Origin of the sequence: Streptomyces bathyalis (assembly GCF_015910445.1) — a bacterium.
Classification (GTDB): domain Bacteria; phylum Actinomycetota; class Actinomycetes; order Streptomycetales; family Streptomycetaceae; genus Streptomyces; species Streptomyces bathyalis.
In genome coordinates this window covers 4,640,914-4,665,041 of sequence record NZ_CP048882.1, presented here as the reverse complement: position 1 = coordinate 4,665,041, position 24,128 = coordinate 4,640,914, and the positions used below count along the sequence as shown (strand labels likewise).

The following is a 24,128-nucleotide window of genomic DNA, read 5'->3' as shown; positions in this document are numbered from 1 at the left end:
TAACTTGAAGCTACCCGCAGACTTTCTGCGGGTCAACAGAAAAACTGTGACTAGCAGAGAAACTTTCCCTCTGCGATGCTGGACTGCGACACCACAGGAGGAGAGATGAGCAACTTCGGGCTATTCGTCCGCTTCACGCTTCGCGATGGCGCTGCGGAAGGCTTCGACGCTCTCGTGCGTGAAACCACGGCGGCCATCCAGCAGAAGGAGCCGGGAACTCTCGTGTACGCGTGCCACGAGGTGGACGGAGCTCCGGAGCAACGGATCTTCTTCGAGCTCTACGCCGACTACGCCGCGTTCGAGGAGCATGAGCGGCAGCCGCATACCCGCCGCTTCCTTGAGGAGCGCGATCGGTACGTTGCCAACACGGACGTTGATCGACTGGCCCCGTACGCCGGGAAGTACCCGTCCGAGGTGCAGACGTGACCAGCACCGGCCAACGGATCAAGGAACTGCGACGCGCTCAGCGCATGTCGCAAGCTGATCTCGCTACCGCCATGAATCGCTCGGAGAGCTGGGTTTCCCAGGTCGAGCGCGGGGTGCAACCCGTCGAACGGCTGTCTGTCCTCCAGGCTTTGGCTGACGCTCTCGGCGTAGCCACACGTGACATCAGGCCGGATTCAGCATCCGAAGCAGAGCCGGAGCCAGAGCCAGAGCGCCCCGCAAGCAACGATCTTGATGCCCTGCGAGTCGCACTGACGGGACACCCCGCCCTTGCCTCTCTCTTTGGTGAGCACACGCCGGGCGAACAGACTTCACTGAGGGACTTCCGACAGGAAGTCGATCAGGTCTGGGAACTGGTACACGAGTCCAGCTACGCAGCACTCAGCGACCGCATCTCGACGTTGCTTCCCAAGCTGGAGGCTGCCGTCCGTCATGCTCCCGCAGCAGACCTTGGTGAACTTCACGAGCTGCGCGCGCGGGCCTACCAAGTAGCAGCAGCCAGCTTCGTACGGCAGGACGAGCCCGACGCGGCATGGGTGGCTGCGGACCGCGCCCTTCAGGCAGCAGAACAGGCAGGCAAGCCACTTGAGGTGGTGGCGAGCCTGTTTCGGATGGCTCATGCCTTCATTCGACAGCAGCACGTCGAACAGGCTGAACACGCCGCATCGTCCGCGGTTAGCGTGCTCGCACCTCGGGCGGAGGCTGCAACGTGTCCGCCTGAAGAGCTGTCTCTGCTTGGAGCCATGAACCTCGTGCTCGCCGTGATCTGCTCCCGCGAAGGCAACCGCAAGCAGACACACCAGCACATCGAGAACGCGCGAAGGATCGCCAAGCGCATCGGCGAGGACCGCAACGACTTCGACACCGAGTTCGGCCCCACGAACGTGGAACTGCATGCGGTCAGCACGGCCGTCGACCTTGGAGATGCCGGCCTAGCGCTGGAAGTCGCAGCAGACGTCGACGCATCGGGACTGTCCCCTGAGCGTCAGTCACGTTTCCTGCTTGACGTGGCGCGGGCACACGCGCAGCGGCGACACGTCGGCGAAGCCGTAGCCGCACTGGTCGAGGCCGAACTACTGGCCCCAGAGCAGATCCGCACGCATCACCACGCCCGTGACGTTATGCGCGAGCTGATCCAACTCTCGGGCTCCCGGCCCCCGGCACAACTCACGGAGCTTGCCGAGCGGTCCGCGGTCAGCTGACACAACTCCCAGACGCGGTAAGACTTTCCCTACTTAATCAAGGGCTCGCTCCGCTCGCCGCGCGGCCCGGCTTGCCGCCGGGCCGACGCTCCTGTCTCCGCCCCGCTCCGGCCCGGCCGCCGTTCCGCGCGCAGACGCGGCCCAGAAGAGAAGAAGGGTGCCGGCGGGGTCGGTCGGCTCCACGGCTTTAGGCAGCCACCTTGGGGCGAGCCTCGAAGATCAGGGGCTCACTTCGGGCTATTGCGGGCAGGCAAGGTGCTGCCCGAGTCGCGGCAAGCTTACGAGCCCCTGATCTCTCGCCCCAAGGCAGCTCCAGCCCAAAGCCACTCCACCGACCTCTGCGTGTGCTCACTAGGAGCCCACCGATGAGTGAGGCATCATGACTATCTACTAGACGGTCTAGGGGGTAGTGCTACATGCAGATCTTCATCAGCTGGTCGGGGGACATGTCCAAACGGAGCGCGGAAATACTTCGAGACTGGCTACCTTACATGAATCCAACGATTTCACCCTTCGTCTCATCTCAGGATATTTCGAAAGGGGAGCGCGGACTCAACAAGATTGCAGACCGGCTCCAGGAATGCTCGTTTGGCATTGTCTGCGTAACTCGTGATAATCAGTCCGCACCTTGGATCAACTTTGAATCGGGGGCCCTATCCCGCGAGCTAGGCGAGAGTTCACTTATACCCTTCCTCATCGACATGCAGGTGAAAGACCTATCGTCCGGACCCCTAACCCAATTCCAGGCCACTGACAGTTCCCATGAAGAAGACGTACTGGCAATGGTTAAGTCCATCAACAGCAAGTGCGAAACCAAGGTCGAAGCTGAAAGACTACAAACGACGTTCGATAGATTCTGGGGTGACTTGACAAGCCAACTGACCATAGCTCGGGAGAGAAACGCATCCCCGGGAGGTCCTCAGCGTGAGGTTTCAGACGTTCTCGATGAACTAGTCAAACTGGTGCGCGAACAAAGCACGCGCATCGGCTCCCTGGAGAAGTCAGTGGGCGAAGCAACTAGTACCGTTTCTTCGTATACCATAAATGATCCAAAAGATGTGCGCATCACTGCCGGAGCAGAGGACGCAACTAAAACTGGGAGTCGAGTCAGGGGCTGCGCCAGTATGGCTCGCAAGATCGTCGGATCCGAGAATATACAGCGACTTATACTCCATAGTTCGGAAGTCGAATTGCACTGCACGACCGAAGGAACCTCGCGAGTTCACGAAGTGAATCATCAACTGGCTAGATTGGCGGCAGATCGCGAAGTCTCCATAACCGTCTTCGGGTCCGACGGTGATCTTGTGAAGTATCATCCCCCATTCTAGTCACTCCTAGGCGTGGAGGACTCTATTAGGATGTACCGCCTGACAGCCGTATTTGGATCACGAAGGGGATGGGGTCTTCTCCTAGCAAATTTCTCCTTCGCCTTTGCCGCATTAGCGGGAGTGGTGCAGTTGCTCTTAGCTGTTAGCCCAACGATTGGGCTACGAGGAATACAGACACTGTCTGGCATGGTGGCCCTATCTTGCCTGTGGGCGACCGCGCGAGCCGTTCCTCGCAGTACAGCTACTCGCGACTTTAGTCATCCGGACTTTTCTGTAGTGGTGAAGGTGGGAGACTTATTCACTGAAGAGTCTGATCGAATTATCGGGTTCACCGACGTATTCGACACTTCCGTTGCAGGACGTGAAATAATCCACCCTAGGAGCGTACAGGGCCAACTCCTTCAGAGGGTATTCAACGGGAACGTGACTTCTCTCGATACCGCGCTACAGGAGTCGCTGCAAGATGCGTCCATACTCAGATCGGAGACCGAAGTAGGAAAGCCACAGGGCAAGCGCGACCGCTATCCGCTGGGAACCGTTGCTGTTATAGGTAGCGAGCCTTACAAATATTACTGTGTCGCATATTCACATATGAGCAACGACCTCACGGCTCGATCGAGCGTCGATCATTTATGGCAGAGTCTTGATAGCACTTGGTCGGCGGTGGTCTCACATGGGAATTTGGACCCCGTAGCGGTTCCCGTCCTTGGGTCAGACCTCGCACGAATTGGGAGTCTCGACCGCGAGAGCCTAGTCAAGATGATCGTGCTCTCATTCGTGTCTAGATCGCGAGTGGACTTGGTATCACGACGGCTGTCTGTGGTGATCCACCCCAAGGATGCAGATCAAGTGAACATTCACGAAGTCCAGGCGTTCCTTGCCTCATTGTGACGACCGAACGAGACGAGTTCTCATAGATCCAATCTTAGGTAATGGGTAAGTGGCATCCGACCTTGTTCATTTGTGCGTCAATAGCTACAAGGCCTTGTCGACGCGGCTCAGTCCCACAATTGACACGGAACGCACGTGATTCCCAGGCTCAATGCTTTCCGGGGCCCAGCGCTTCGTGATGGTGCCAGATCAGGTACCTGTCCTCCTTGCGCAGTTCAGCGGAGCCCCATTCGATACGCAACACACCTTGCCTCATGGAACATGCGTAGGCGACCAGCACAAGGCCCACGTCCTCCGGCAACATTTCGAGCCCCAACCTCGGCTCGACGTCCTCGATCTCGTCAAGGCCAAGGTCGAACTCTTGTTGCATAGGCTCCGGACCATGACGACGTATCAACTCTGCCCGGAAGCCAGTGGCTCGACGTAAGCGAGCGGCAGTCACCGGTACGTCCCTCTTGGCGTACCGGAACGGGAAGATCACGTTGCTGCGCACGATCACCACGGTTCGTCCCTGGAGCCGCACCGGGTTCCCGTACGACTCCAGGCCCGAGGCCAACTCCTCGTACTGCACGGCGTGAAGTCCGTGGCCATACGCTTCAAGGGTCTGCGTGTGCACCCCTTCTTGGCCGTTACGGGCCCGTTCGTGGGCCCGCGCGAGGCAAGCCGGCACGATGTCTGCCAGCTCTCCGGCGACTTCACCGAAGGTCTCTCGTGCCCATCGAGTTGCCGACCCCATGCGCTCCCCTTCCGTCAGTGCCCCCGGCGCGCCCCGCCCCTCACAGGAAGACGCCTTGCATGCGGGGCACACAAGTGAGCATCCAGCGCACGGCAAGGCGCACATGGCATCTGGCACCAGAATCGGATACCCATTTTCGGTATCCGATTCTGGTGTGCAATGATCCTCCCTCAGCCGCCAAGGCCACCACGGCTACCACGGCCACAGGAGGCATCGGACCAACGGGAGGGGCCCATGACCGAGACGACCGACCCGGCGCCCGAGTGGACGCTCAAGCCGGGCGACGCGATCGAACGCAAGCAGCTGCACAGCAAGTTCGGGGGGAGGACGCAGGGCGGCATCGGTCCGTCGGCCAAGACCCCGAACGTCTTCGTGTTCACCGATCCGGTGGCCGGCGAGAAGCACGGGTACTACGACGACTGGATGCCGGACGGTCGCTTCCACTACAGCGGCGAAGGCCAGTACGGGGATCAGCGGATGCTCTCCGGCAACGCCAGCATCCTCAACCACGAAGCTGAGGGCCGCGCACTACGCGTATTCCGAGGCGCCCGCGGCACCATCACCTACCGCGGCGAGTTCGTCGTGGACCAGAAGAACCCCTGGTACGAAGCCGACGCCCCGGAGACGAACGACGGCCCCCTGCGCAAGGTGATCGTGTTCCGTCTCAAGCCCATCGACGCCGAGCCCGGACAGCCTGCGACGAAGCTCGGCCGTCTCCTGGAGAGCTCCCCGCATTCCGTGGACGAACTGCCCCTGGAGCGCAACGAGACGGAAAAGTCGTTCGTCAACCCCAACCGCGAACCCTACGAGGCCGAGCGGAAGGAAGCCCGTCTGGTCAAGGAATTCGCCGACTACCTCACGAGCACGGGGTACACCTCGTGCCGGCACCGAATGCTGCCGTCCGGTGAGAGTCGCCCCCTGTTCACCGACCTGTACTGCAAGGGGCTCGGTCTTCTCGTCGAGAGCAAGGGCAGCGTCACACGCGAGAACATCCGTATGGCGCTTGGTCAGTTGGCGGACTACAGCCGGTTCGTGGAGCACACGACGCGGGCGATCCTGGTGCCCTCCAAGCCCCGCGAGGACCTTCTCGCACTGGCGGAATCGCAGGAGTGCGCGGTGCTCTGGCCGGAGGGGAAGGGCTTCACGAGCACGGTTCCCGCTGCTCTCCCGTAGGGACCCGCGAGTGGCATGCGGCTGACATCCACGACTGACATCAACACCCATGCACACCGACGCATCGAGGCACCCCCAGAGGCACCGAGTTCACCGGCAGATCAGCCCCAGAGCGATACCCCGATCTAGCTCCTAAAGCGGGTGTCGCAGGTTCGAATCCTGCCGGGGGCACCACACAGAAGGATGACGAGGTGAGGTCTCAGAAGCAGGCCTCACCTCGTCCTTTATCGCCTGCGCTGCCCTTCGAGGTTCCAGCGGGACGACCGAGTCGTCCTGGCTGGCCTGAGCGACAGCCTTGATCGTTTCGTCAGCCAGCGTGACCCTGCCGGCGGCAATGTTCGTGGTTGGCTCGTAGCGGATCTCCAACCGGAGTGCTTCGAAGAGCCGGCGCGAGATGTCGTCCGGCAGGCTGGCAAGGGTCCAGCGGGAAGACGGGCAGCTGTCGCAGCAGTGCTGGATTCGGCGCCTTGTGGATCTCGTCTTTCGGACCATCGAGCTGCTGGAGACGGTCCCGTTCGGCGCGGAGCTCCGCCCGTCGTGCGTTGATGTCCCGGATGAGGTCTGCGTCCGGCTCGTCCACGCGCTCGAGGTGGCGCACGAGACGCTTCCGACCATGCTCACCGAATCGCAACCCAGGTTCGAGGCCCTCGACGCCCACTGCAAGGTCATCGGGGTCGACACGTGGGACAACTGACGGGCCCCGGGCCTCAATCGGCCAGCGGAGCCCTTCGCCTCTGGCGAGGGCTCCGCCCGTTGCTTCCGGCGTACGACGCCGCCACCGAGTCTGGTGACGAGTTGCTCGTAGTTGACCGTGGCCGAGAAGACGGGATTCGAGTGCGGGTGTGACCTGCGGTTCCATGCCGCAGAGCCAAGCTGGCACATGTCCGCCCAGTGTGTCGGATCCACACTCACGGCCCGTCACATTTGGACGTACGCCACGTTCGGCACCGACCTGGAAAGCCCTTACGGTCACCACGATCCCCCCACGGGATTCCCACAGAAGGAGTCGCAATGAAAGTGGCATTTCGAAAGGCAGCTCTACTGATCACAACCGTCACAGCCGTCGGGCTCGCCACTCTGGTGGGCACCTCACAGGCCGTCAGCTACGGAGCCGACAGCGCCCCGTCCACCGAGTTGTCCGATGCGAGCAACGCAGGCGTGACGGAAGGGAAGGCAGCCGCAGGGTTGGAGAAGGTCAGCAACTTCGGCTCGAATCCCGGCGCGCTCAGCATGTTCCGCTACAAGCCGGACGGACTGCCCGAAGGCAGCCCCGTCGTCCTCGCACTGCACGGCTGCAATCAGGACGCGCAGATGTACTTCGACAACGCGGGCTGGCAGAAGTTCGCCGACGCCGGCAAGTTCTCCGTCGTCGCGCCACAGCAGGAACTGGCCAACAACGGTCTGAAGTGCTTCAACTGGTTCGAGCCCGGCGACGTCGGGCGTGACAAGGGCGAAGCACTGTCGATCAAGCAGATGGTGGACAAGACCATCGCCGACCTGAAGGCGGACCCGAAGAGGGTCTTCATCACAGGGCTGTCGGCGGGCGGCGGCATGACGTCGTCGATGATGGCGTCCTACCCGGACGTCTTCGCGGGCGGTGCCGTGATAGCCGGGCTGCCGCACGGCTGCGCCAACAGCTCGGCGGAAGCGTGGACTTGCATGAGCCCCGGCGTCAGCAAGTCCGCGGCCCAGTGGGGCGACATCGCCAAGAAGGCCGCCCCGGGCCACTCGGGCCCCCGGCCCAAGGTGTCGATCTGGCACGGTACGGCGGACACGAAGGTGGTCCCGAAGAACGCCACCGAGTCCGTGAAGCAGTGGACGAACGTGCTGGGCGCCGATCAGGAAGCCGACGGCACCGAGTCGCTGCCGGGCGGCACCACCCGCTCCGACTACAAGGACGGCAACGGTGACGTCGTCGTACGCAACTACAGCATCGAAGGCATGGCACACGGCACACCCGTGAAGCCCAGCGAAGGGTGCGGGAAGACCGGCGCGAACTTCTTCGACACCATCTGCTCCAGCCAATACATCGCGAAGGACTGGGGATTGGGAGGCTGACCGGGATCGACCGTCCCCTGCCGGTTGCGACCGGCAGGGGACACCACCGGGTTGACCCCGAGCTGATCGTCAAAGCCCAGCGCGAAGAGGACGGAGTTCCCGCTCGAAACCCGCCAGAGCATCGAGGAGTTCGCTCACAGGGGTCTGCCCGCCAAGCGATTCAGCTTGTCGCAACCGGCGCACATCTCGCAATGTCCGTCGCCCGATCTCGGAACCACGACGGTGATTACGTCGGCACGACCCGTAGGTGCAGCCGTATGGAAGCTCCGATTCCCCTTCGCACATTCGAAGCCGGGGATATGGCGATGGATTCGACTTGATACCAGGGAGCATTGTATGCCGTATCTGCTCGATCGACGTCGGTTTCTGCCGCTGCTGCTCACACCGGTGCTGGTGGGCATGAGCACGGAGGCGGCTGTACTGCCCGCCCAGGCGAGCCCCGCCGGGGACGATCCCCTGCCCGCTTTGAACCAACACGCTCACACGCTGCAATCCACCGAACCCGACGGCGACGTAAGCGACTTGGAGACCCTCGGTCAGATGGTCGGTGACGCCAAGGTGCTGGGGCTGGGCGAAGCCACGCACGGTTCACGTGAGTTCTTCACCATGAAGGACCGTGTCTTCCGATACCTGGTCAAGGAGAAGGGATTCACGACGTTCTCGCTCGAGACGGGCTGGAGTGCCGGACTGAAGCTCAATGACTACGTCCTTCACGGAGAGGGCGACGCGCGCGAGATCATGCGTGAGGAGTTCCCGAAGCAGACACCGTGGAACGCGCGCGAATACCTGGACCTCGTCGAATGGATGCGCGCCCACAACACCCAGAACCCGAACAAGGTCCAATTCATGGGCGACGACATCAACTACCCCACCTTGGGCGAGGAACTCGTCGACAGGGTGACCGAGTACATCCAGCGCAACGCCCCGACGATGCTGCCGACGTTCAACACCATGTACAGGAAGTTCCAGTCCTTCCCCGACATGGACGCATACCTGCGCCAACCGCTGTCCCAGCGCCAGGCGATCGCCGGTCAGGTTCGCCAGGCACTGACACTCCTGCAACGGTTTCCGGGATCGAATCCGGAGGAGTTCACCTGGACCGTGCAGCACGCGCGTTCCCTAGCCCAGACCGCCACCTGGCTCTCCTACGATCTGGCGACCACGAACGGGCTGAAACAGGCCCTGCTGTATCGCGACGAGGCCATGGCCGACAACACCGTCTGGTGGCATCAGCAGACCGGGCACAAGATTCTGCTGTCCGCTCACAACGGACACGTCGCCTACCGAAGCGACCGGCCCGAGTGGTATCCCAAGACGCAAGGCGCCTTCCTGCGCGAGCGTCTCGGCACGCGATATGTCAGTGCGGGATTCACCTTCAACGAGGGCTCGTTCAACGCGATGGGAGCGGACCGTGAGTGGAAGCCCTTCACGGTCGGACCGGCGAAGGCCGGCAACAACGAGCACACCTTGCACAGGGTGCGTCCCCAGGACTACTTCCTGGACATGCGCACCGCGCCTGCCCCGGCACGCACCTGGCTGGACCAAGCCCGGCCCACCCGCAGCATCGGCACCGACTACCCCGACCCCGAGAACATGGTCACTCTGGGACGGTCCTACGACGTCTTGATCCACCTGCATCGCATCAGGGCGTCAGACCTGCTTACGGGCTCGGGTTCGAAAGGAACCTCACCACGGGGCCTGACACTCGGGGTATACAGCCGGGCCAGGGCAGAGACGCCCTGATCAGCCGGCCACGCCAGGACCTGATGCGCGATGCAGAGGTGATCGGGCGCCGGTCGCGCCGTCACTGAGCTTGCCCTCCTGGTTGTGCCCCCGGCAGGTCCAACCGCCCGACCAGGGCCCCGAGTTCAGAGCCGTGATCCGGCTGCGGAGTGTGCTCCCGGTGGTACTGACGCGTTGACACCACCGGGCCCCGTTGCTTGGATACGGCGAGCCTTTTCCGGCATACGGCCCAAAAAGTGGAGCGCCCCATGGAACTGTCGCGCCGCGCCCTGTTGTCCATGGTCCCCGCGAGTGCGCTGCTCGCCCTCGCCGATCCGCTGCGCGCCCGGGCGGCAGCCGCCCCCCGCGACCCCGCCACCGGGAGAGGTGCCAGGGGGCACCTCCCGGCGCAGCCAGGGGGAGACCTGGCCCGGCTCATCGACAACACGGTCGCCGTCTTAGCGGGCACTGCCGAGGTCGACGCCCGCCCCGAGGTGGCCGGCAAGGTGTCGGCCATCACGGGTGCCGCCCAGGACCATCTGGACGCGATGGACGCGGCCGGTGACGGCGAGCTTTTCCAGGGGCTCGGCGACCTCGACACCAGCGACCGGAACCTGACGAAGTCCTTCCAGTACCTCTACGAGGTCGCGCTCGCCACCCGCACCCCCGCGGACGACAACCCCCTGCACGGCAACGAGGCCGTCCAGCGGCGCGTGATCGACGGCCTGACCTGGCTGTACGACCACTACTACGGCGACCAGTCGAAGGGTTACTACGGCAACTGGTTCAACTGGGAGATCGGCATCTCCCAGCAGGTGAGCAAGGTCCTGGTGCTGCTGCGGGACCAACTCGCCGCCTACCGCCCGGAACTGGCCGCCACCTACGTCGCCGCCATGGACGGCTATCTGCGCAACGGCAAGGACGGCGACGTCGACCTCGACTCCCGCTTCCACACCGGCGCCAACCTCGCCGACATCACCACCGACCGGATCATGCAGGGCGCCGCCCTCGGCGACGACGCCCGGGTCAGCAAGGCCGTCGCCGACCAGCTCACCGTGCTGGCCACCATCGACCCGTACCGCCTCCAGCACGGCGTCACGGACGGCTTCTACGCCGACGGCTCCTTCATCCAGCACGCCTCCGTCGCCTACACCGGTACCTACGGAACGGGGTTGCTCAGCCGCGTCGTGCAGACCCTGAAGATCCTGGACGGCACGGCGTACCTGCCGCAGGACGACATGGCCGGCGTGGTGCGCAGGTGGGTGGTGGACGGTTTCGCGCCGGTGATCTTCGAGGGCTGGATGATGGAGGTGGTCAAGGGCCGCGGGATGTCACGCGAAAAGAGCGGATACCGCGACGCGACCACCGTGGTGGAGGCCGTCAGCGACCTCGCAGCCCACTCCTCCGGCGACGACGCCACAGCTCTCAAGGGGTATGTGAAGTTCGTACGCGAGTCCGCGAGGGCGCCGCTCGACCCGACCGCGTTCGTCTCGCCGGTGACCGTCGCCCGATACGCCGACATCCTCGCCGACGACTCCATCCCCGCCCGCGACCTCAGGGACGCCTCGTACACGACGGCGTTCAACGCCATGGACCGCACCGTCCACCACCGCCCTGGCTGGTCGTTCGCGCTGGCCCGCAGTTCGGACCGGATCAGCAAGTACGAGTACATGAGCGGCGAGAACCTCAAGCCGTGGTTCCAGGGCGACGGCGCCCACTACCTGTATCTGTCAGGGCAGGACCAGACGCATGCCTTCGGCGTCGACTACTTCACGGCCGTCTCCCCTTACCGGCTGGCCGGCGTCACCGCCCCGGTGGAGACCCGCAAGACGATCCCCGAGCTGTACGGCACACAGTGGTACGACAACCCCGACGCCGGATTCACCGCCTCGTCCGAGAAGCAGAACACCTACGTCTACTTCCCGTGCGGCACGGACTCCCACTCCGGCGGCGCCACGCTGGGATCCTACGGAACGGCGTCGCTGGTCCTGTCCGACGACGTTGCCTACGCGGCGAAGCAGGCCGGGCGGCTTCCGGACGACTTCGTGGCCTACCGCAACGCCCGTGCCACCAAGTCGTGGTTCCTGCTGGACGACGAGATCGTGGTGCTGGCGTCCGGGGTGCACGATCCGGCGGGCCGGGCGGTGACCACCACGGTGGACAGCCGCATCGCCGCCGAATCGGATGCCGTCTCCCTCACGGGATGCCTGCGCGACGCCACGCGCTGGCGGGGGCCCGGTACGGCGCCGCTCGCCTGGCTGCGTTACGCCAACGCCGACGAGAAAACGGCAGTCGGCTATGTCTTCCTGGACTCCCCAGACGTACCTCGCGGCCCCCGACCCACCGTCACGCTCGACACCGTCAGCCGCAGCCGCCGGGACGTCAACGCCGCCAACCCCGACACCCGGATCACCAAGCAGGTCTTCAGCGTCGTCTTCGAGCAGCCGCCCGGCGCACCGACCACCACGCTGGCCTGCGCCCTGGTACCGGGCGCCACCGAACGGCAGTTGCGCCGCTACGCGCACGGCCCGCTGAGGGTCCTCGCCAACACCCCTGACGTCCAGGCCATCGGTCACGCCCGCCTGGGCCTGCTCGCCGCCAACACCTTCGCTCCCGGCACCCACATCGCCGGGCACCTCGCCGTGGACGGTCCCGCGTCGGCGCTCGTGCGGCGCGGCGGCGACGGCATCACTTCGGTCGCCGTCTCGGATCCGACCACCGAACGCGACACGGTCGCCATTACACTGCGCGGCCGCTCCTTGCGCCCGGTCTCCGCGGACGACGGTGTGCGCATCACCCGGCTTCCCGGCGCCACCCGTATCGAGGTCACCACGCGGCACTCGTACGGGCGGAGCTTCGTGGCACGGCTGCGATAGGGGCCACCCGGGCGCCACCCGAGTCGGGCGCCGCGGTCATCAGCGGCGCCGGGGGCCGGCCGCCACGCGGAGAGGCTCGCCCGGAGAGCGGGTCATCGGCGGCGGCGTGCGAGGCGGTGAAATGCCTTCGGCCTGCCGGTCGGCGCGGGCAGTACGCCCGCGACCGCGTCGGCCAGCAAGGTGCCGACCGTCTCGGCCGCGCAGGCGCGGTTGACTCCGATCCCGCCCGAAGGCCCGCGTTTGATCCAACCCACCACGTACGTCCCGGCTCTGCCGGTCACCCGGCCGTGCTCGTGCCGGACGGTCCCGGCCGCCTCGTCGAACGGCAGCCCCGCGGGGGGCACTCCGCGGTAGCCGATCGCGCGCAGCGCCATGCCGGCCGGGATCTGCAGCTCCCCGTTCCCGCCGGTGACCCGCACGGCGCGGATGTGTTCGTCCCCGCACATCTCCATCGGCGCGGACAGGAAGCGGAACACGATGCGGCGCCGCCCCCCGGCCGCATCCGGTGCCACGGACCAGTCGACCGCCTCCCGCGTCACACCCCGCAGTACGGCCGCCTTGTCCTTCGGCCCGGCGGCGTCGATCACCGCACCGATGCGCGGGTCGTGGTCGTCCACGACCAGGTCCACCTCGGGAAGGTGCTTCAGAGCGCGCAGTTCGGATCGGGTGTACGCCGCATGGTCCGGATCGCGGCGCCCGAGCACCACCACCTCGCGCACCTTGCTGCGGCGCAGCTCCGCCAGCGCGTGGCGCGCGATCCCGGTGCCGGCCAGTGCCTCCGGGTCGGAGACGAGGATGCGGGCGACGTCGAGGGCGACGTTGCCGTTACCGACCACGACGACTCGTTCGGCCGAGAGATCGACGGCGTCCGGCGCGACCTCCGGGTGTGCGTTGTACCAGGCGACGACGGTGGTCGCGGCGAGGCTGCCCGTCCGGTCCTCGCCGGGGATCCCCAGTCGCCGGTCGGCGGCGGCGCCCACCGCGTAGATCACCGCATCGTGGTGTGCGGCGAGTTCCTCCGCCGTGACGTCCCTGCCCACCTCCAGGCCGAGGTGCATCCGCACGCGAGGATGCGTGTGGAAGCGGGCGAAGGTGTCGCCGGCCTTCTTCGTTGCCGGATGGTCCGGAGCCACGCCGTAGCGCACGAGACCGCCGGCGGCCGGAAGCCGGTCGACGAGCGTCACTTCGGCCCTGGTGTGCAGCAGCAGATCCTCGGCGGCGTACATGCCCGCCGGCCCGGTTCCGACGATCGCGACGCGCAGCGGCCCGAAGTCCGGCGGCAGGACGCGTTCGAAGGCCGGCTCACCCCAGGCGTGGAAGATCGGTCCGTGGCCGTCGGTTTCAGCCGACCGTGCCTCCGACTCCTCCTCGGCGTGCTCGAAGTAGGCCGCGTTGATGTCGGCGTACTCCCGCTGTGCGGCACCCAGGCTGTCGACCGGGAGGACGGCGTCAACCGGGCAGGCGTCGGCGCATGCGCCGCAGTCGATGCAGGTCTGCGGGTCGACGTGCAGCATCTCCGTACTGCCGAAGTCCCGCTCCTCGGGCGTGGGGCGTATGCAGTTGACCGGGCAGACGGACACGCAACTGGCGTCCTTGCAGCAGGTCTGGGTGATCGCGTAAGCCATGTCGTCCGCTCGCGTGAGTCGTCAGATCAGGTTGGCGCGCTTGTAGAAGAACAGCGCGGGCTTGGTGAGCAGCCCGACCGACGTCAGGAACTCCATCAGGCCCGAACAGCTTGAGCGCATCATCGACTTGTGGTGCTCGTTGGCCTTCGCCTCGCGCAGGGCGCGCGCCTCGTCCAGTCCGGCGTTGGCATACACCTTCCGGTTCACCATGCTGGTCACGATGACGTAGGCAGCCACGGAGATCAGGAGAGAGTGAATGTGACGGCGCACCCGTCCGGCGCGCGCGAGGTGCCTGCGCGTCTCGTCGCGGGCGAACTTCATGTGCCGTGATTCCTCGACGACATGGATGTTGTTGATGGTGCGGACGAACGGCACGACCCGTTCGTCGCGCATCCAGTCGCGCTGCATGACGTCGAGGACCTCCTCGGCGACAAGGATCGCCCCGTACGCAGCCTCACCGAACGCGACGGTCTTGAAGAAGCGGCCGAGTTCGATCGCCACCCGGTGCGGGCGGTAGGCCGGCGCCCGGAGCTTCTTCGCGCCGCGGGCGAACATGATCGAGTGGCGGCACTCGTCGGCGATCTCGGTGAGCGCCCACTGGAAGGCGTCCTCGGTCGGGTCCTTTGCGTACATGTCCCGCAGCATCATCTGCTGAAGGATCATCTCGAACCAGATACCGGTGCTGGCCACTGACGCGGCCTCCTGCCGGGTCAGCGCCTTGCGCTGCGCGTCGGTCAGTTCGTTCCAGTACGCGGTGCCGTAGAGGGTGCTCCATTCCGGGCTGGCCCCGTGGAAGTCCTTGTCCAGCGGGGTCTCCCAGTCGACCTCGGTGAGCGGGTCGTAGGAGAGTTGCGCGGACGAGTCGAGCAGCCGCCGCGCGATGTCGTCCTCGGGCGTGCGGCTCGTGGTCTCCTGTCGCGGGATGCTGGCGGTCATGCTGGGACTCCTCGAGTCGGGTCCGTGAAGTTCCTCATCCTCTACTGCTATTACTACCGGTAACAGCCTCTTATTGACAGACCGTATAGCAAGAGCGGTCGTCTGCCTACCCCCGCGTAACCCGCCAGGGTCGTCCCGCGCCGACAGGTGCTGCCCGCGCTGTCGGGTCCTGCGGAACGCCGGGGGCATCAGACGCCCCTCAACCGCCCCCTCAGCAGCGACGCCACTGCCGCGGTACGGGAGTTGGTCCCGTCACCGGTGCCGTGGGGCACCGGGTCGCAGCTACGTACAGCGTGGCGCCGAGTAGCCGAGATCGCGTGCGATGTCGGGCAGCGCCACGACGACGATGTACCAGTCCAGCGAGACGATCAGCATCGCGAACGACAGCAGCGCGAGCGTCGCCGTGTCACGGTTCAGCCGAGACTGCCGGGGACTGAGGCTTCACTGGATCGCAGGGCAGACTCCTGGTCGAACCGGCCGGCACGGACGGCAGACCGGCTGTCAGTAGTGGATCGCGGGGAGGAACGCTCCGGCGGGCACGCTGTAGAAGCCGGTGGTCATCAGGCTCATCAGCTGCGTCACCCTCAACCCGTTGGTCAGGCACCACTGGAGGAGCCGGCTGTTGCTCGCGGGGACGAGGATTCCTGGGCCGCCGAAGGCGGGAGCCCCTGCGATGAGGGCTTGGATGTCCGAGGTTTCCTCGCCCACGGAATGATCGAAGAACGCCACGTCCGCGGCGTACCCGGTGATGCGGCCCCCGTGTTCGACGACGCGGGCGGTGCCGTGCTTGATCGCGTCGGCCAACTCGCCTCCGCGGTCGAACCCGTGGACCCGCCGGCACACGTCGTTGCACCGTGGGAGATCGGCGTCCGTCGCCTCGCGGACGGTTCTGCCTGCGATCGTCCCGAGGATCGGCGGCCCCTGCAGGCAGGCGAGGGTTTCGCGGAACTCGAATCCGAGGCTCGCGTAGAGCGCGAAGGACCCGGTGTTGTAGGTGGTCTGCACGAGGCGCATGCCCGGGACCCGGCGCTCGGCGGAGCGGTCCATGACGTCCCGCATCAGCAAGCGGCCGAGGCCCTGGTTCTGCACGTCGGGGTCGATGGTCAGGGGCCCGACCCCGGCGATGGCGGAGCGTTCGTCGAGGAAGTTGCTTCCCACGATCCGCCCGTCGAGCTCGGCGACGACGCTGTAGAACCCCGGGTGGTTCAGGGCCATTTCCGTGACCTTGGCACCCACTTCGGCGCTGGGCACGTCCGGCAGGAACGCGTGCTTCCGGGCGATGCCGGAGAAGGCCTCGAAGCAGATTCGTCCGCACTCGGCGGCGTCGGCCGGCTGTCCCGGGCGCAGTACGAAGTCCACGTTGCCCCTTTTTCCTCTTTCTCGGCCGGGCACCTGTCGCCCTAGTAGTCGAGTCCGGCGCTCCACTCGCCCCGGCCCTTGCGGGTGAGGTCGAGGACGTGCCACACGGGGCTGTACAGGTCGATGCCTCGCTGGTCGATGTCCTCGGACATCCGGGGGTGCACCGAGTAGAAGTGGCGCACGCTCCCTTCCCCTGCACCTTCGGTGCCGGGAGACCCCGATTCGCGGGTGAACACCGAGATCGTCGAGTCCTGGTCGCCCTCGGCGTCCTCGCCGCCCAGGTCGTACTTGAACGTGTTCGAGCCGGCGCTGAGCAGACGCAGATTCGTCCAGTTCCGGTCCCGGGCGTACGCCCGGAGCGCGGGCAGGCCGGCCGCGGCGACGACCGCGAGGTCGGCGTTCTGCGTGATGTGGCGGGCCACCCCGTTGAGCCCGTCGAGCCACATCGTGCACATGGGGCACGGCTCGGTGTTCTTCTTGCCGAACATGAACTGGTAGACGACCAGGTCGCGCCCGGGCCCGGTGAAGAGTTCGCTGAGGCGCACGGTCTGCGTCGGCGAGTCACCGGCCTGCAGATCAGCGGGGCCCTCTTCGAACACGTAGTCGTCGAGGACGGGGCCCGGCGGCAGCCGGCGGCGCTGCTCGGCCACGCGTTCACGCTGACGCATCAGCTCGATCTCGGCTTGCTGCAACTCCTCGCGGGCGCGGACGTATTCGTCCGACTCATCGGTGAGGTTGGTTTGACGCATCGCTGCCCCTGGCTGGCTGTTGTTCGGTGGCCGTCTGCTCCGGCCCATCACCGTATGTCTGCGCGCGGGGCGGGCCGGGCAGCGAGCGACGGGGTCCTGGTCAGTGCACTCCGGTGGATCAACCGAGGTCCGTCGGTGCGCTACCTGGCCGGCCTCGGGCGCATGGCTCGCCGGCCAGGCTCAGGGCAGGGCAGGGCAGACGCGTCACGCAACGGCGGCAAGGGCCAACGCCACCGCATCAACCCGCACTGGCCGACGAGGAGGGCGGTACGCGCGGGCCTGCTCACCGTTCGCGCGGGCAGAAGCAGCACGGCGAGGCCGAGCAGCCCGGAGCCGGCGAGCAAGCAGGCGCTGACGTTGAAGAGAACCGTCGGCTCCCCCTTCAGAGCGTCATCGAGAACCAGGCCGTAGGACAGCATGAAGATGACGGGCAGCAGGACGAGGGCGATCCCTGCGGTGACGCGCAGTCCTCGGATGCCGGATGTGGACGGGGCATCCTCGGGGCTCGCGGCGTTACTCATCATGACGGCGAGCCTGACGGGGCCCCGACCCCGGCCCCCGGACCGCGGTCGCTCCGGTGCAGCGCCAGCCAGACGCCGCGGCCCGCCGCCCACAGCGCCAGCGCCACCACGACCGGGGCGCCGAACAGGACGACGAGACCGGCTCCGATGTTGGCGCCGACCACCCCGGCGGTGAGCACCCGCCACCCCGCGCCGACGATCAGGCCCGCCACCATCAGCGGACCCAGCACCTGCCACCAGCGCCGATCGAAGGTCCCGCGGCGCCAGGCGCGCACCAGCAGCACCAGGGCGGCTGCTGCCAGCAGCAGAGCGCCGATGCCCAGTGCGGTCTGCACACCGGCGGGGATCGCCAGGGGCTCGTAGGCATGGTCGAGTTGGGACGGCGGCAGGCCCTGCGCGTCGTCCTGTCCCATCAGTCCCCAGGTGGCCACCGGTACGGCGGCGACCAGAACACCGGCGACCAGCACGTGCATTCCATGTGCTTGCTTTCGCATGCTCCGATGATGCTCACGCGGGGGCAGTTCCGACATGAGTAGTCGTACTCATCTGAGTACGCCACCGACAACCGAGCGGCCGGGGGCCCGCGGTGTGGACCGCAGACCCCCGCCCCCTGTCTTCCTTACGGCTGTCCCTACTCGTCGATCGCCGCCCCGTACTGCGCGTCGGCCGCCGTGCCGCCGAGGCGTGCCCCGTCGTACGTCCACGTGCCGTTGGCGACCAGGCCCGACGACGACGCGGGGAGGACCCATACGAAGCCGTCGTTCGTGTTCTCGCCCGGTGCCGACGCCAGCAGTCCGAAGAGGCCGTCGCTGTTGGCGTCGATGAGGCGCACCTGTCCGCCCCAGCGGTCGGAGGCCTCCGCGACGCCCGGGATGTCGGAGTGGTTCTGGTCGAAGCTGCGTGCACCGGTCGCGGTGAGACCGCCGGTTCCGCCGCGCAGTGTCCAGACCGCACCCGCGTCCGAGGTGGAGCCGATGTCCTCCCCGGGTGCGCCGACGGCGAGGTCGGGGCGGCCGTCGCCGTTGGTGTCACCGGCGGACATCTCGGCACCCCACCGGTCGCCGGCCTCTGCCTTGCCGGGCACGCCCGGTGAGTCCTGCGTCCATGTCTGGGACGGCTCCGGGCCGAGGCCCGAGAGATCGCCCTGTCCCAGGTAGACCGAAACGGATCCGCCGAGGGACGAGCCGGAGCCGGTGTCGCCGATGGCCAGGTCGTCCTGGCCGTCATGGTTGAAGTCGCCGGAGGTCGCCGCGGGCCCGCCCTCGAACGTGCCGCCGTCGCCCAGTTCCTCGACGTCCGGTGCGCCGTGCAGCACCTGGGTGGCGCCGACGCCCGGCTGGTCTCCGGTGGTCACACCTGAGATCGCCAGGTCCGCCCAGGAGTCCTCGTTGTAGTTGCCGTGGCTGAGGCTCCGCAGGGCCAGGCCGGACTCCGCCGGGGCGATGTCCAGGGCCTGGACACCCTTGTCCGCCAGCTTCAACTGGGTGGCCCCGGGTGGGTTCGTGAAGAACAGCAGGGTGTCGTTCTCCAGGACGGCGATGCTGTCCCGCAGATTGGCGTCCGGGTCCGCCGGATCGGGGGCGAAGTAGCGGGCCGCTTCGATGGCCCTTCCGAAGTTCGCGCCGGCGCGCGGCTGTTCGGGGTTCTCGAGCCAGGTGCTGTCGGATCCGTGCAGTCCGGTGGACGAACCCCAGAACACGGTGGCACCGCCCGCGTCGGACAGCCCTGCCAGGTCCTCGCCGGGGATGCCGACGATCGCGTCGTCGTAGCCGTCGTTGTCCAGGTCGCCGGAGGCCACGGCCCGTCCGAAGCCGTCGCCGGCCTCGGCACCGCCCGGGACACCGGAGGTGTTCTGGTTGAGGACGGTCTTCTTCGTCGTGCTGAGACCGCTGGACGAGCTGTACTGGACGGTGACGTAGCCGGCACCCGAGGCACCGCCCACCGTCGCGCCCGGGGCACCGGTCAGCACGTCGTCGAAACCGTTGCCGTCGTAGTCGCAGTTGTGCTGCTGCCAGCCGATGGACGGGAACGGCACGGCCGCCTGTGCGGCGGGGGCGGCGAACAGGGCGCCGCCGCCGAGAGTGAGGAGTGCCGCGGCCGTGAGGGCCGCGCTTCTGATGTGACGCACAGGAGGACCTCCTTGGTCTCCTACATTGCCTACGGCGTCCCGCTCGGCCTCGTGGAATGCGCGTGGCGGGAGAGCGATGCGCGGCCGGTCCCCGGCGGGGAGCCGGAGCACGGGGCCGGCGCAAGATACCCCTATTGCAGTCACTTAGGAGACATCCGAAGTACGTCCAGGGTTGTACGGGAGTCGCGCCCGCGGTGGCGGCGCGACGCGGAGCGCGCGAGGAGCTCGTTCCGTCGGGCTGCGCACCGATGCGGCCGCCGAGGGCCTCGGTCCGGCGACGAACAACGAAGGGTGGGACCCGGTCGACGGGTCCCACCCTTCGGTCACAAGGACCGTGCGGCAAGCGGGCTTCGTGGAATCAGCAGCCGTTGAGGACCGAGGAGAGGGCGCTCTTCTCCGCGGAGTCGACCGTGAGTCCGTAGTAGTGCTTCACCTGCACCCAGGCGCGGGCGTAGGTGCACTGGTAGGCGGTGCGGGAGGGCCACCAGGTGCCGGGGTCCTGGTCCCCCTTCGACTGGTTGACGTTGTCGGTGACGGCGAGGAGCTGCGGCCTCGTGAGGTCGTTGGCAAGGTCCTGCCGCTTGGACGTCGACCAGTTGTGGGCGCCGGAGTCCCATGCCTCGGCGAGCGGGATGAGGTGGTCGATGTCGACGTCGGATGACGCGGTCCAGGTGGCGCCGTCGTACGGCGAGTACCAGCTGCCGCTGGTGGCGGCGCAGGACCCGTCGGTGACGACGCCGCTGCCGTCGCGCTTGAGGACCGTCTCCCGGGTGTTGCAGTTGCCGCTGATGTTGATCCAGTGCGGGAAGAGGTCGCGACTGTAGCCGTCACGGGAGTGCTCGGTCGTGGCGGGCATCGAGGAGAGGTAGGAGCGGGCGGTGGATGCCGCGATGGGGGTCGGCAGTGCGGCGTGGGCGGGGGTGGTGCCGAGCAGAGTGACCGCGGTCGTGCCGGCGGCTATGAGCGCGGCGAGGACGCCGCGGCGTATGTGGGTGCGCATGCTTGTTGGCTCCCATGTGTGTTGGGGGGTGGAGCGGTGTGATTATCGTGATACTGAGCGGTCTATGCGGATAGACCTGGCGCGGTGAAATTTCCGTGACAACCCGCCAATGGGCATGCGTCCGCGCGTAGTTGGGCCGCTGAGCTGCGGCGGGGGCGGCGGTCAGGCTGCCGGGCCCGCGCAGCCCTGGGTCCGAGTCCGGGTCCGGGTCCTCACTGCCGGGAGGCGGGAGTGTGGGGCGTGGCGTCGACGGGACGCACGGCTCCTGTCCTGCCGGACGGGGGGGTGGCGTGGCCCGCCGGAGTCGCCCCGGGACGCCGGGAGTTGGCCTTGGGGCGGACGGACCCAGCCGAAGTACGGGAGCGGGCGCGTCACCGGCGTTGGGCTCGGACCGTCCGAGACGGTGAGCAGTCGAGGTGTGCGCGTCGTTGTGCACGACGGTGAACGCGGGGCCCGAGGCCACCGGGTTCAGCAACCGCACCTGTCCTCTGCGGTGACCCGTGCGCCCCAACGCCTGTCGCCGGCGGGCGAGTTCACCCCGGGCGGGCGCTCCCCATTGCTGGCAACGCGCCCACGCGTAAGCCCGCCGCCTGTGGTCAGGCGGCGGGCTTACGGGGGCTCACGTGCGTGTCCGGGCCGCGGCAACTGCACCGGGGCGGCCCTCCTGGGTGCTCCGCTCAGACGTTGGGAACCTTCAGCTTCTTCCAGCTCTCCGGGCCGGGAATGCCGTCCGCGTCCTTGCCGCGGTAGCCGAGCTTGCGCTGCCACGCGGCGTACGAGCGGCGGTCGACGTCCGTCCAATGAGGGCCCGGGCCGACCTTGTACTCGGAACAGCCTTCCGCCACCAGGCGCTTGCCCATCGCCGTGATGATGCGGCTCTCGCGTCCCTCGCGGAAGAAGTCGCTGCCGGGGAACGGCTCGTGGGCGGGCTTGCTGCCGCCGCCCCCACCGCCACCGCCGCCTCCACCGGTGCCGCCGCCACCGACCTTGCCGCCGTCGCTGGGCTTCTTCTTCAGCCGGGCGGCGATGCGGCTTCGCATGCTGTCCATCGTGAAGCCGCGCGGGTCGACCTTGCCGGGCTGCCATTCCTTGTGGCCGATGACGGAGCGCTCGTTCCAGTCGTGCGCCCGGCAGATGGCTGCCGAGACGCGCGTGATGGCCTCCAGTTGATTCTTGGGCCACGGGTCCTTCCCGTTGCCGAGGTTGATGCACTCGAAGCCGTAGAAGCGGGCGTTGCCGTCGGTGTCGGCCTCGTTGTCGTGCGGGAGCTTCCGCTCGTTGATGACCGCGTTCAGGACGTCGCCGTCGCCGAGGCCGGCGTGGTTGGCGCGGCCGTTGCCGACGAGCCAGACCTCCCCGTGCTTGTCGATGACGCCGTGGCACAGCGGCCCCGGCAGGCCGGAGCGGCCGTCGTAGCACAGCCGGACGCTGCCCTCGGTGCCCGAGGTGACGGTGTGATGGATCATCACGCCGTTCAGCGGGCCCCAGGCGCCCTTCGAATTGCGGTTGTGGCGCCGCCAGTTGCGGACCTCGTGGACCGTGAGGCCCTCGTCCTTGAGCGCCTTCACGAGCCGGTCCGCGCTCAGTGGTTTCGCCATCGCGGTCTCCCCCTTTTGTGGATGCGTCCTGGACGCGTCCCGTCCTCACGTTCCGTTGCGTGTCTGCTCGCTCTCACCGTGGTGCTCTTCCGCGCTGCGCCGGGCCCGCTCATTCGCCGCCGGTCCCCGGGTACAGCGGTGCCGCGTCGTCCTCGGCGCTCTGCTGGGCGCGGCTCTCCTCCTCCGCGGCCAGCGCCTCCAGCGCCAGCTCCTCCTCGCTCGCTGCGGGAACCGCGGAGGCCAGGGGCTTGAAGACGAACCGGAGGTCGGAGGCGGCTCGCTCTCCCATCACCCACGCGAGCGGCGCGTAGTGGACGGCGATTCCCGCCGGGTCCTGGAGCAGCGGACGGCGGGCGGTGTCCACGGGCCATTCGACCTCGCCGTTCGCCGTACGGGCGGGGATCAGCCAGTAGTCGCCCGTCCGGTATGTGCCGCCCTTGGCGAAGTAGACCTCGACGCCGTCCTCCAGGGCCAGCCAGCGGCCCTCCTCGACCGGGAGTGCGCCCTCGCGCAGCCGGCCCTCGTCGCCATGCCGTCCGCCCTGGCCGTGGCCGGGGGCGCGGTGGTCCCACCGGCGCAGGAACGGGCTCTTGCCGGGCCGGTACGTCTCGGGCTCGGCGGACAGCCGCACCTGCCGGCCGGGCAGGTCGACCTCCTCGATGCGCAGCAGAGGGGTCGCGTCGAGCCGGTCGGAGGTGGCGGTGTCGGTGAACTCGACGAGGTCGCCGACGTCCAGGCCGAGTGCCTTGTCGTCGCCGAGGGTGCCCAACGAGGCCCAGGTCCCGTCGAGTTCGTCGACGGGGAACGTGACGGAGCCGTTCTCGCGGGACCACTTGAACCCGGCCGTCTTCGCGTCGCCGCCCTGGTGGATCTCCACGCGGTACAGCTGGTTCTCCGGGCCGCGGTAGCGGGCGTCGGGCCGCACGAGGCAGGGGTCGTCGTCGGCGCCGTCGGGGCGATCGCTGCGGGCCGCCAGCTTCCGCACCGAACTGTCGCTCGCCTGCGTCCACTTGGTGAACGCCTCGCGGACGGCGTCCTTGCCGGGCTTGTCGTCCTCCAGGTCGAGCGCGTCGCCCGGGAGCGCCCGCACCTGCCAGATCACCTTGCGCCGGGCGGCCGTGTCGGTGGTGGCGGCGCCGAGGGCCGTCTCCCTCAGGTAGGGATCCTCCGCCGCGGTGACGGCGCGCTCCCACACCTTCAGATAGGCCAGGTAGGGGAACCGTGCGGGCAGCCGGTCGCCCGGGCGCTCCGGGTCGAGGTGGGCGTCGGGCTGGTCCCAGTAGGTCCAACTCCCAGGCTGCTGCGGCTCCTTGCCGGCGTCGGTTCCGTCGTCGCCGTTGCCGTCGGTGTCCTTGTCGTCCGGCACGGGGACACCCGGGACCGGCCCTCCCGCTTCGCACAGGATGCCGTCGACGTAGTACCGGCCGGCACCGATCTCCAGGTCGTCCAGCTCGCCGCTGCTCCCCACGAACTGGATGGCGAATCCCGCCGCGCCGGTGGGCCCGCCGTGCTGCCCGATCAGGTCGGCGGCGGTGGTGCGGCTGTGGTGCAGCTGGATGGCGGCCTGTTCGTTGGCGTCGGCGTCCAGCTGGACGCGGCCCTGCTGGGCCAGGACGGCGGAGTAGTGCCGCTGCGGCCGGAAGGTGCTGCGGGACAGATCTGCGTGCATGGAAGGAATCCCCCTCGGATGTGCCCGCAGGCGGTGCGGGCTGTGCGTGCGTACGGAAGCTGGCGGGCCGGGCTCGGTCGGTTCCGGTCAACGGGCTTGCCGGGACCGTCCGT

20 protein-coding genes are annotated in these 24,128 nt (G+C 67.3%); 9 read left to right on the top strand and 11 right to left on the bottom strand.

What is annotated here, in order from left to right:
- Positions 1 to 105 precede the first annotated feature (105 nt).
- The 4 genes from G4Z16_RS20265 (at position 106) to G4Z16_RS20250 (ending at position 3,865) form a co-directional block, all read left to right on the top strand.
- Entirely contained in the window at positions 106 to 426 is a 321-nt protein-coding gene (locus G4Z16_RS20265; RefSeq protein WP_197352135.1) for a putative quinol monooxygenase, read from the top strand.
- Positions 423 to 1,646, top strand: coding sequence for a helix-turn-helix domain-containing protein (locus tag G4Z16_RS20260; RefSeq protein WP_246530962.1), 1,224 nt, complete (start codon positions 423 to 425; stop codon positions 1,644 to 1,646). The genes G4Z16_RS20265 and G4Z16_RS20260 overlap by 4 nt, the downstream gene beginning before the upstream one ends.
- 416 nt (positions 1,647 to 2,062) lie before the next feature.
- On the top strand, positions 2,063 to 2,974 hold the full coding sequence (locus G4Z16_RS20255) for a toll/interleukin-1 receptor domain-containing protein (protein ID WP_197352134.1): 912 nt from the start codon (positions 2,063 to 2,065) through the stop codon (positions 2,972 to 2,974).
- Between the two features lie 276 nt (positions 2,975 to 3,250).
- Complete coding sequence (locus G4Z16_RS20250; RefSeq protein WP_197352133.1) at positions 3,251 to 3,865, top strand: macro domain-containing protein; 615 nt, start codon at positions 3,251 to 3,253, stop codon at positions 3,863 to 3,865.
- Positions 3,866 to 4,013: 148 nt separating this feature from the next.
- Here the strand turns inward: G4Z16_RS20250 and G4Z16_RS20245 are convergent, their stop codons facing one another.
- Positions 4,014 to 4,601, bottom strand: coding sequence for a hypothetical protein (locus G4Z16_RS20245; RefSeq protein WP_197352132.1), 588 nt, complete (start codon positions 4,599 to 4,601; stop codon positions 4,014 to 4,016).
- Between the two features lie 234 nt (positions 4,602 to 4,835).
- On the opposite strand from G4Z16_RS20245, the gene G4Z16_RS20240 reads away from it, so the two are divergent.
- From G4Z16_RS20240 to G4Z16_RS20220, 5 genes are all read left to right on the top strand, one after another.
- Entirely contained in the window at positions 4,836 to 5,774 is a 939-nt protein-coding gene (locus tag G4Z16_RS20240) for an SRA domain-containing endonuclease (protein WP_197352131.1), read from the top strand.
- Positions 5,775 to 6,168: 394 nt separating this feature from the next.
- Complete coding sequence (locus G4Z16_RS20235; RefSeq protein WP_197352130.1) at positions 6,169 to 6,468, top strand: hypothetical protein; 300 nt, start codon at positions 6,169 to 6,171, stop codon at positions 6,466 to 6,468.
- Between the two features lie 317 nt (positions 6,469 to 6,785).
- A complete protein-coding gene (locus G4Z16_RS20230; RefSeq protein WP_197352129.1) occupies positions 6,786 to 7,832 on the top strand; it encodes an extracellular catalytic domain type 1 short-chain-length polyhydroxyalkanoate depolymerase in 1,047 nt (348 codons plus the stop codon).
- Between the two features lie 336 nt (positions 7,833 to 8,168).
- Positions 8,169 to 9,575, top strand: coding sequence for an erythromycin esterase family protein (locus G4Z16_RS20225; RefSeq protein ID WP_197352128.1), 1,407 nt, complete (start codon positions 8,169 to 8,171; stop codon positions 9,573 to 9,575).
- A gap of 248 nt (positions 9,576 to 9,823) precedes the next feature.
- On the top strand, positions 9,824 to 12,430 hold the full coding sequence (locus G4Z16_RS20220) for a polysaccharide lyase family 8 super-sandwich domain-containing protein (protein ID WP_197352127.1): 2,607 nt from the start codon (positions 9,824 to 9,826) through the stop codon (positions 12,428 to 12,430).
- 92 nt (positions 12,431 to 12,522) lie between these two features.
- On the opposite strand, the gene G4Z16_RS20215 is transcribed toward G4Z16_RS20220, so the two are convergent.
- The 10 genes from G4Z16_RS20215 to G4Z16_RS20170 form a co-directional block, all read right to left on the bottom strand.
- Entirely contained in the window at positions 12,523 to 14,055 is a 1,533-nt protein-coding gene (locus tag G4Z16_RS20215; protein WP_197352126.1) for an FAD-dependent oxidoreductase, read from the bottom strand.
- A gap of 21 nt (positions 14,056 to 14,076) precedes the next feature.
- Positions 14,077 to 14,991, bottom strand: a complete 915-nt coding sequence (locus tag G4Z16_RS20210; protein WP_197352125.1) for an AurF N-oxygenase family protein — start codon at positions 14,989 to 14,991, stop codon at positions 14,077 to 14,079.
- A gap of 501 nt (positions 14,992 to 15,492) precedes the next feature.
- A complete protein-coding gene (locus tag G4Z16_RS20205; RefSeq protein ID WP_197352124.1) occupies positions 15,493 to 16,350 on the bottom strand; it encodes a GNAT family N-acetyltransferase in 858 nt (285 codons plus the stop codon).
- Between the two features lie 41 nt (positions 16,351 to 16,391).
- Positions 16,392 to 17,099: a DUF899 family protein gene (locus tag G4Z16_RS20200; RefSeq protein WP_197352123.1), complete on the bottom strand. Its 708-nt coding sequence runs from the start codon at positions 17,097 to 17,099 to the stop codon at positions 16,392 to 16,394.
- Positions 17,100 to 17,239: 140 nt separating this feature from the next.
- Positions 17,240 to 17,623 (bottom strand): hypothetical protein, encoded by a 384-nt coding sequence (locus G4Z16_RS20195; RefSeq protein WP_197352122.1) that lies wholly within the window; start codon positions 17,621 to 17,623, stop codon positions 17,240 to 17,242.
- Positions 17,620 to 18,114, bottom strand: a complete 495-nt coding sequence (locus G4Z16_RS20190) for a hypothetical protein (RefSeq protein WP_197352121.1) — start codon at positions 18,112 to 18,114, stop codon at positions 17,620 to 17,622. Before G4Z16_RS20190 ends, G4Z16_RS20195 begins: the two co-directional genes overlap by 4 nt.
- A gap of 137 nt (positions 18,115 to 18,251) precedes the next feature.
- Entirely contained in the window at positions 18,252 to 19,748 is a 1,497-nt protein-coding gene (locus G4Z16_RS20185) for an FG-GAP repeat protein (RefSeq protein ID WP_197352120.1), read from the bottom strand.
- Between the two features lie 358 nt (positions 19,749 to 20,106).
- Positions 20,107 to 20,748: an HNH endonuclease family protein gene (locus G4Z16_RS20180; protein WP_197352119.1), complete on the bottom strand. Its 642-nt coding sequence runs from the start codon at positions 20,746 to 20,748 to the stop codon at positions 20,107 to 20,109.
- Positions 20,749 to 21,425: 677 nt separating this feature from the next.
- Entirely contained in the window at positions 21,426 to 22,346 is a 921-nt protein-coding gene (locus G4Z16_RS20175; protein WP_197352118.1) for a peptidoglycan-binding protein, read from the bottom strand.
- Between the two features lie 109 nt (positions 22,347 to 22,455).
- Positions 22,456 to 24,015 (bottom strand): DUF6519 domain-containing protein, encoded by a 1,560-nt coding sequence (locus G4Z16_RS20170; RefSeq protein ID WP_197352117.1) that lies wholly within the window; start codon positions 24,013 to 24,015, stop codon positions 22,456 to 22,458.
- Positions 24,016 to 24,128: the final 113 nt, after the last annotated feature.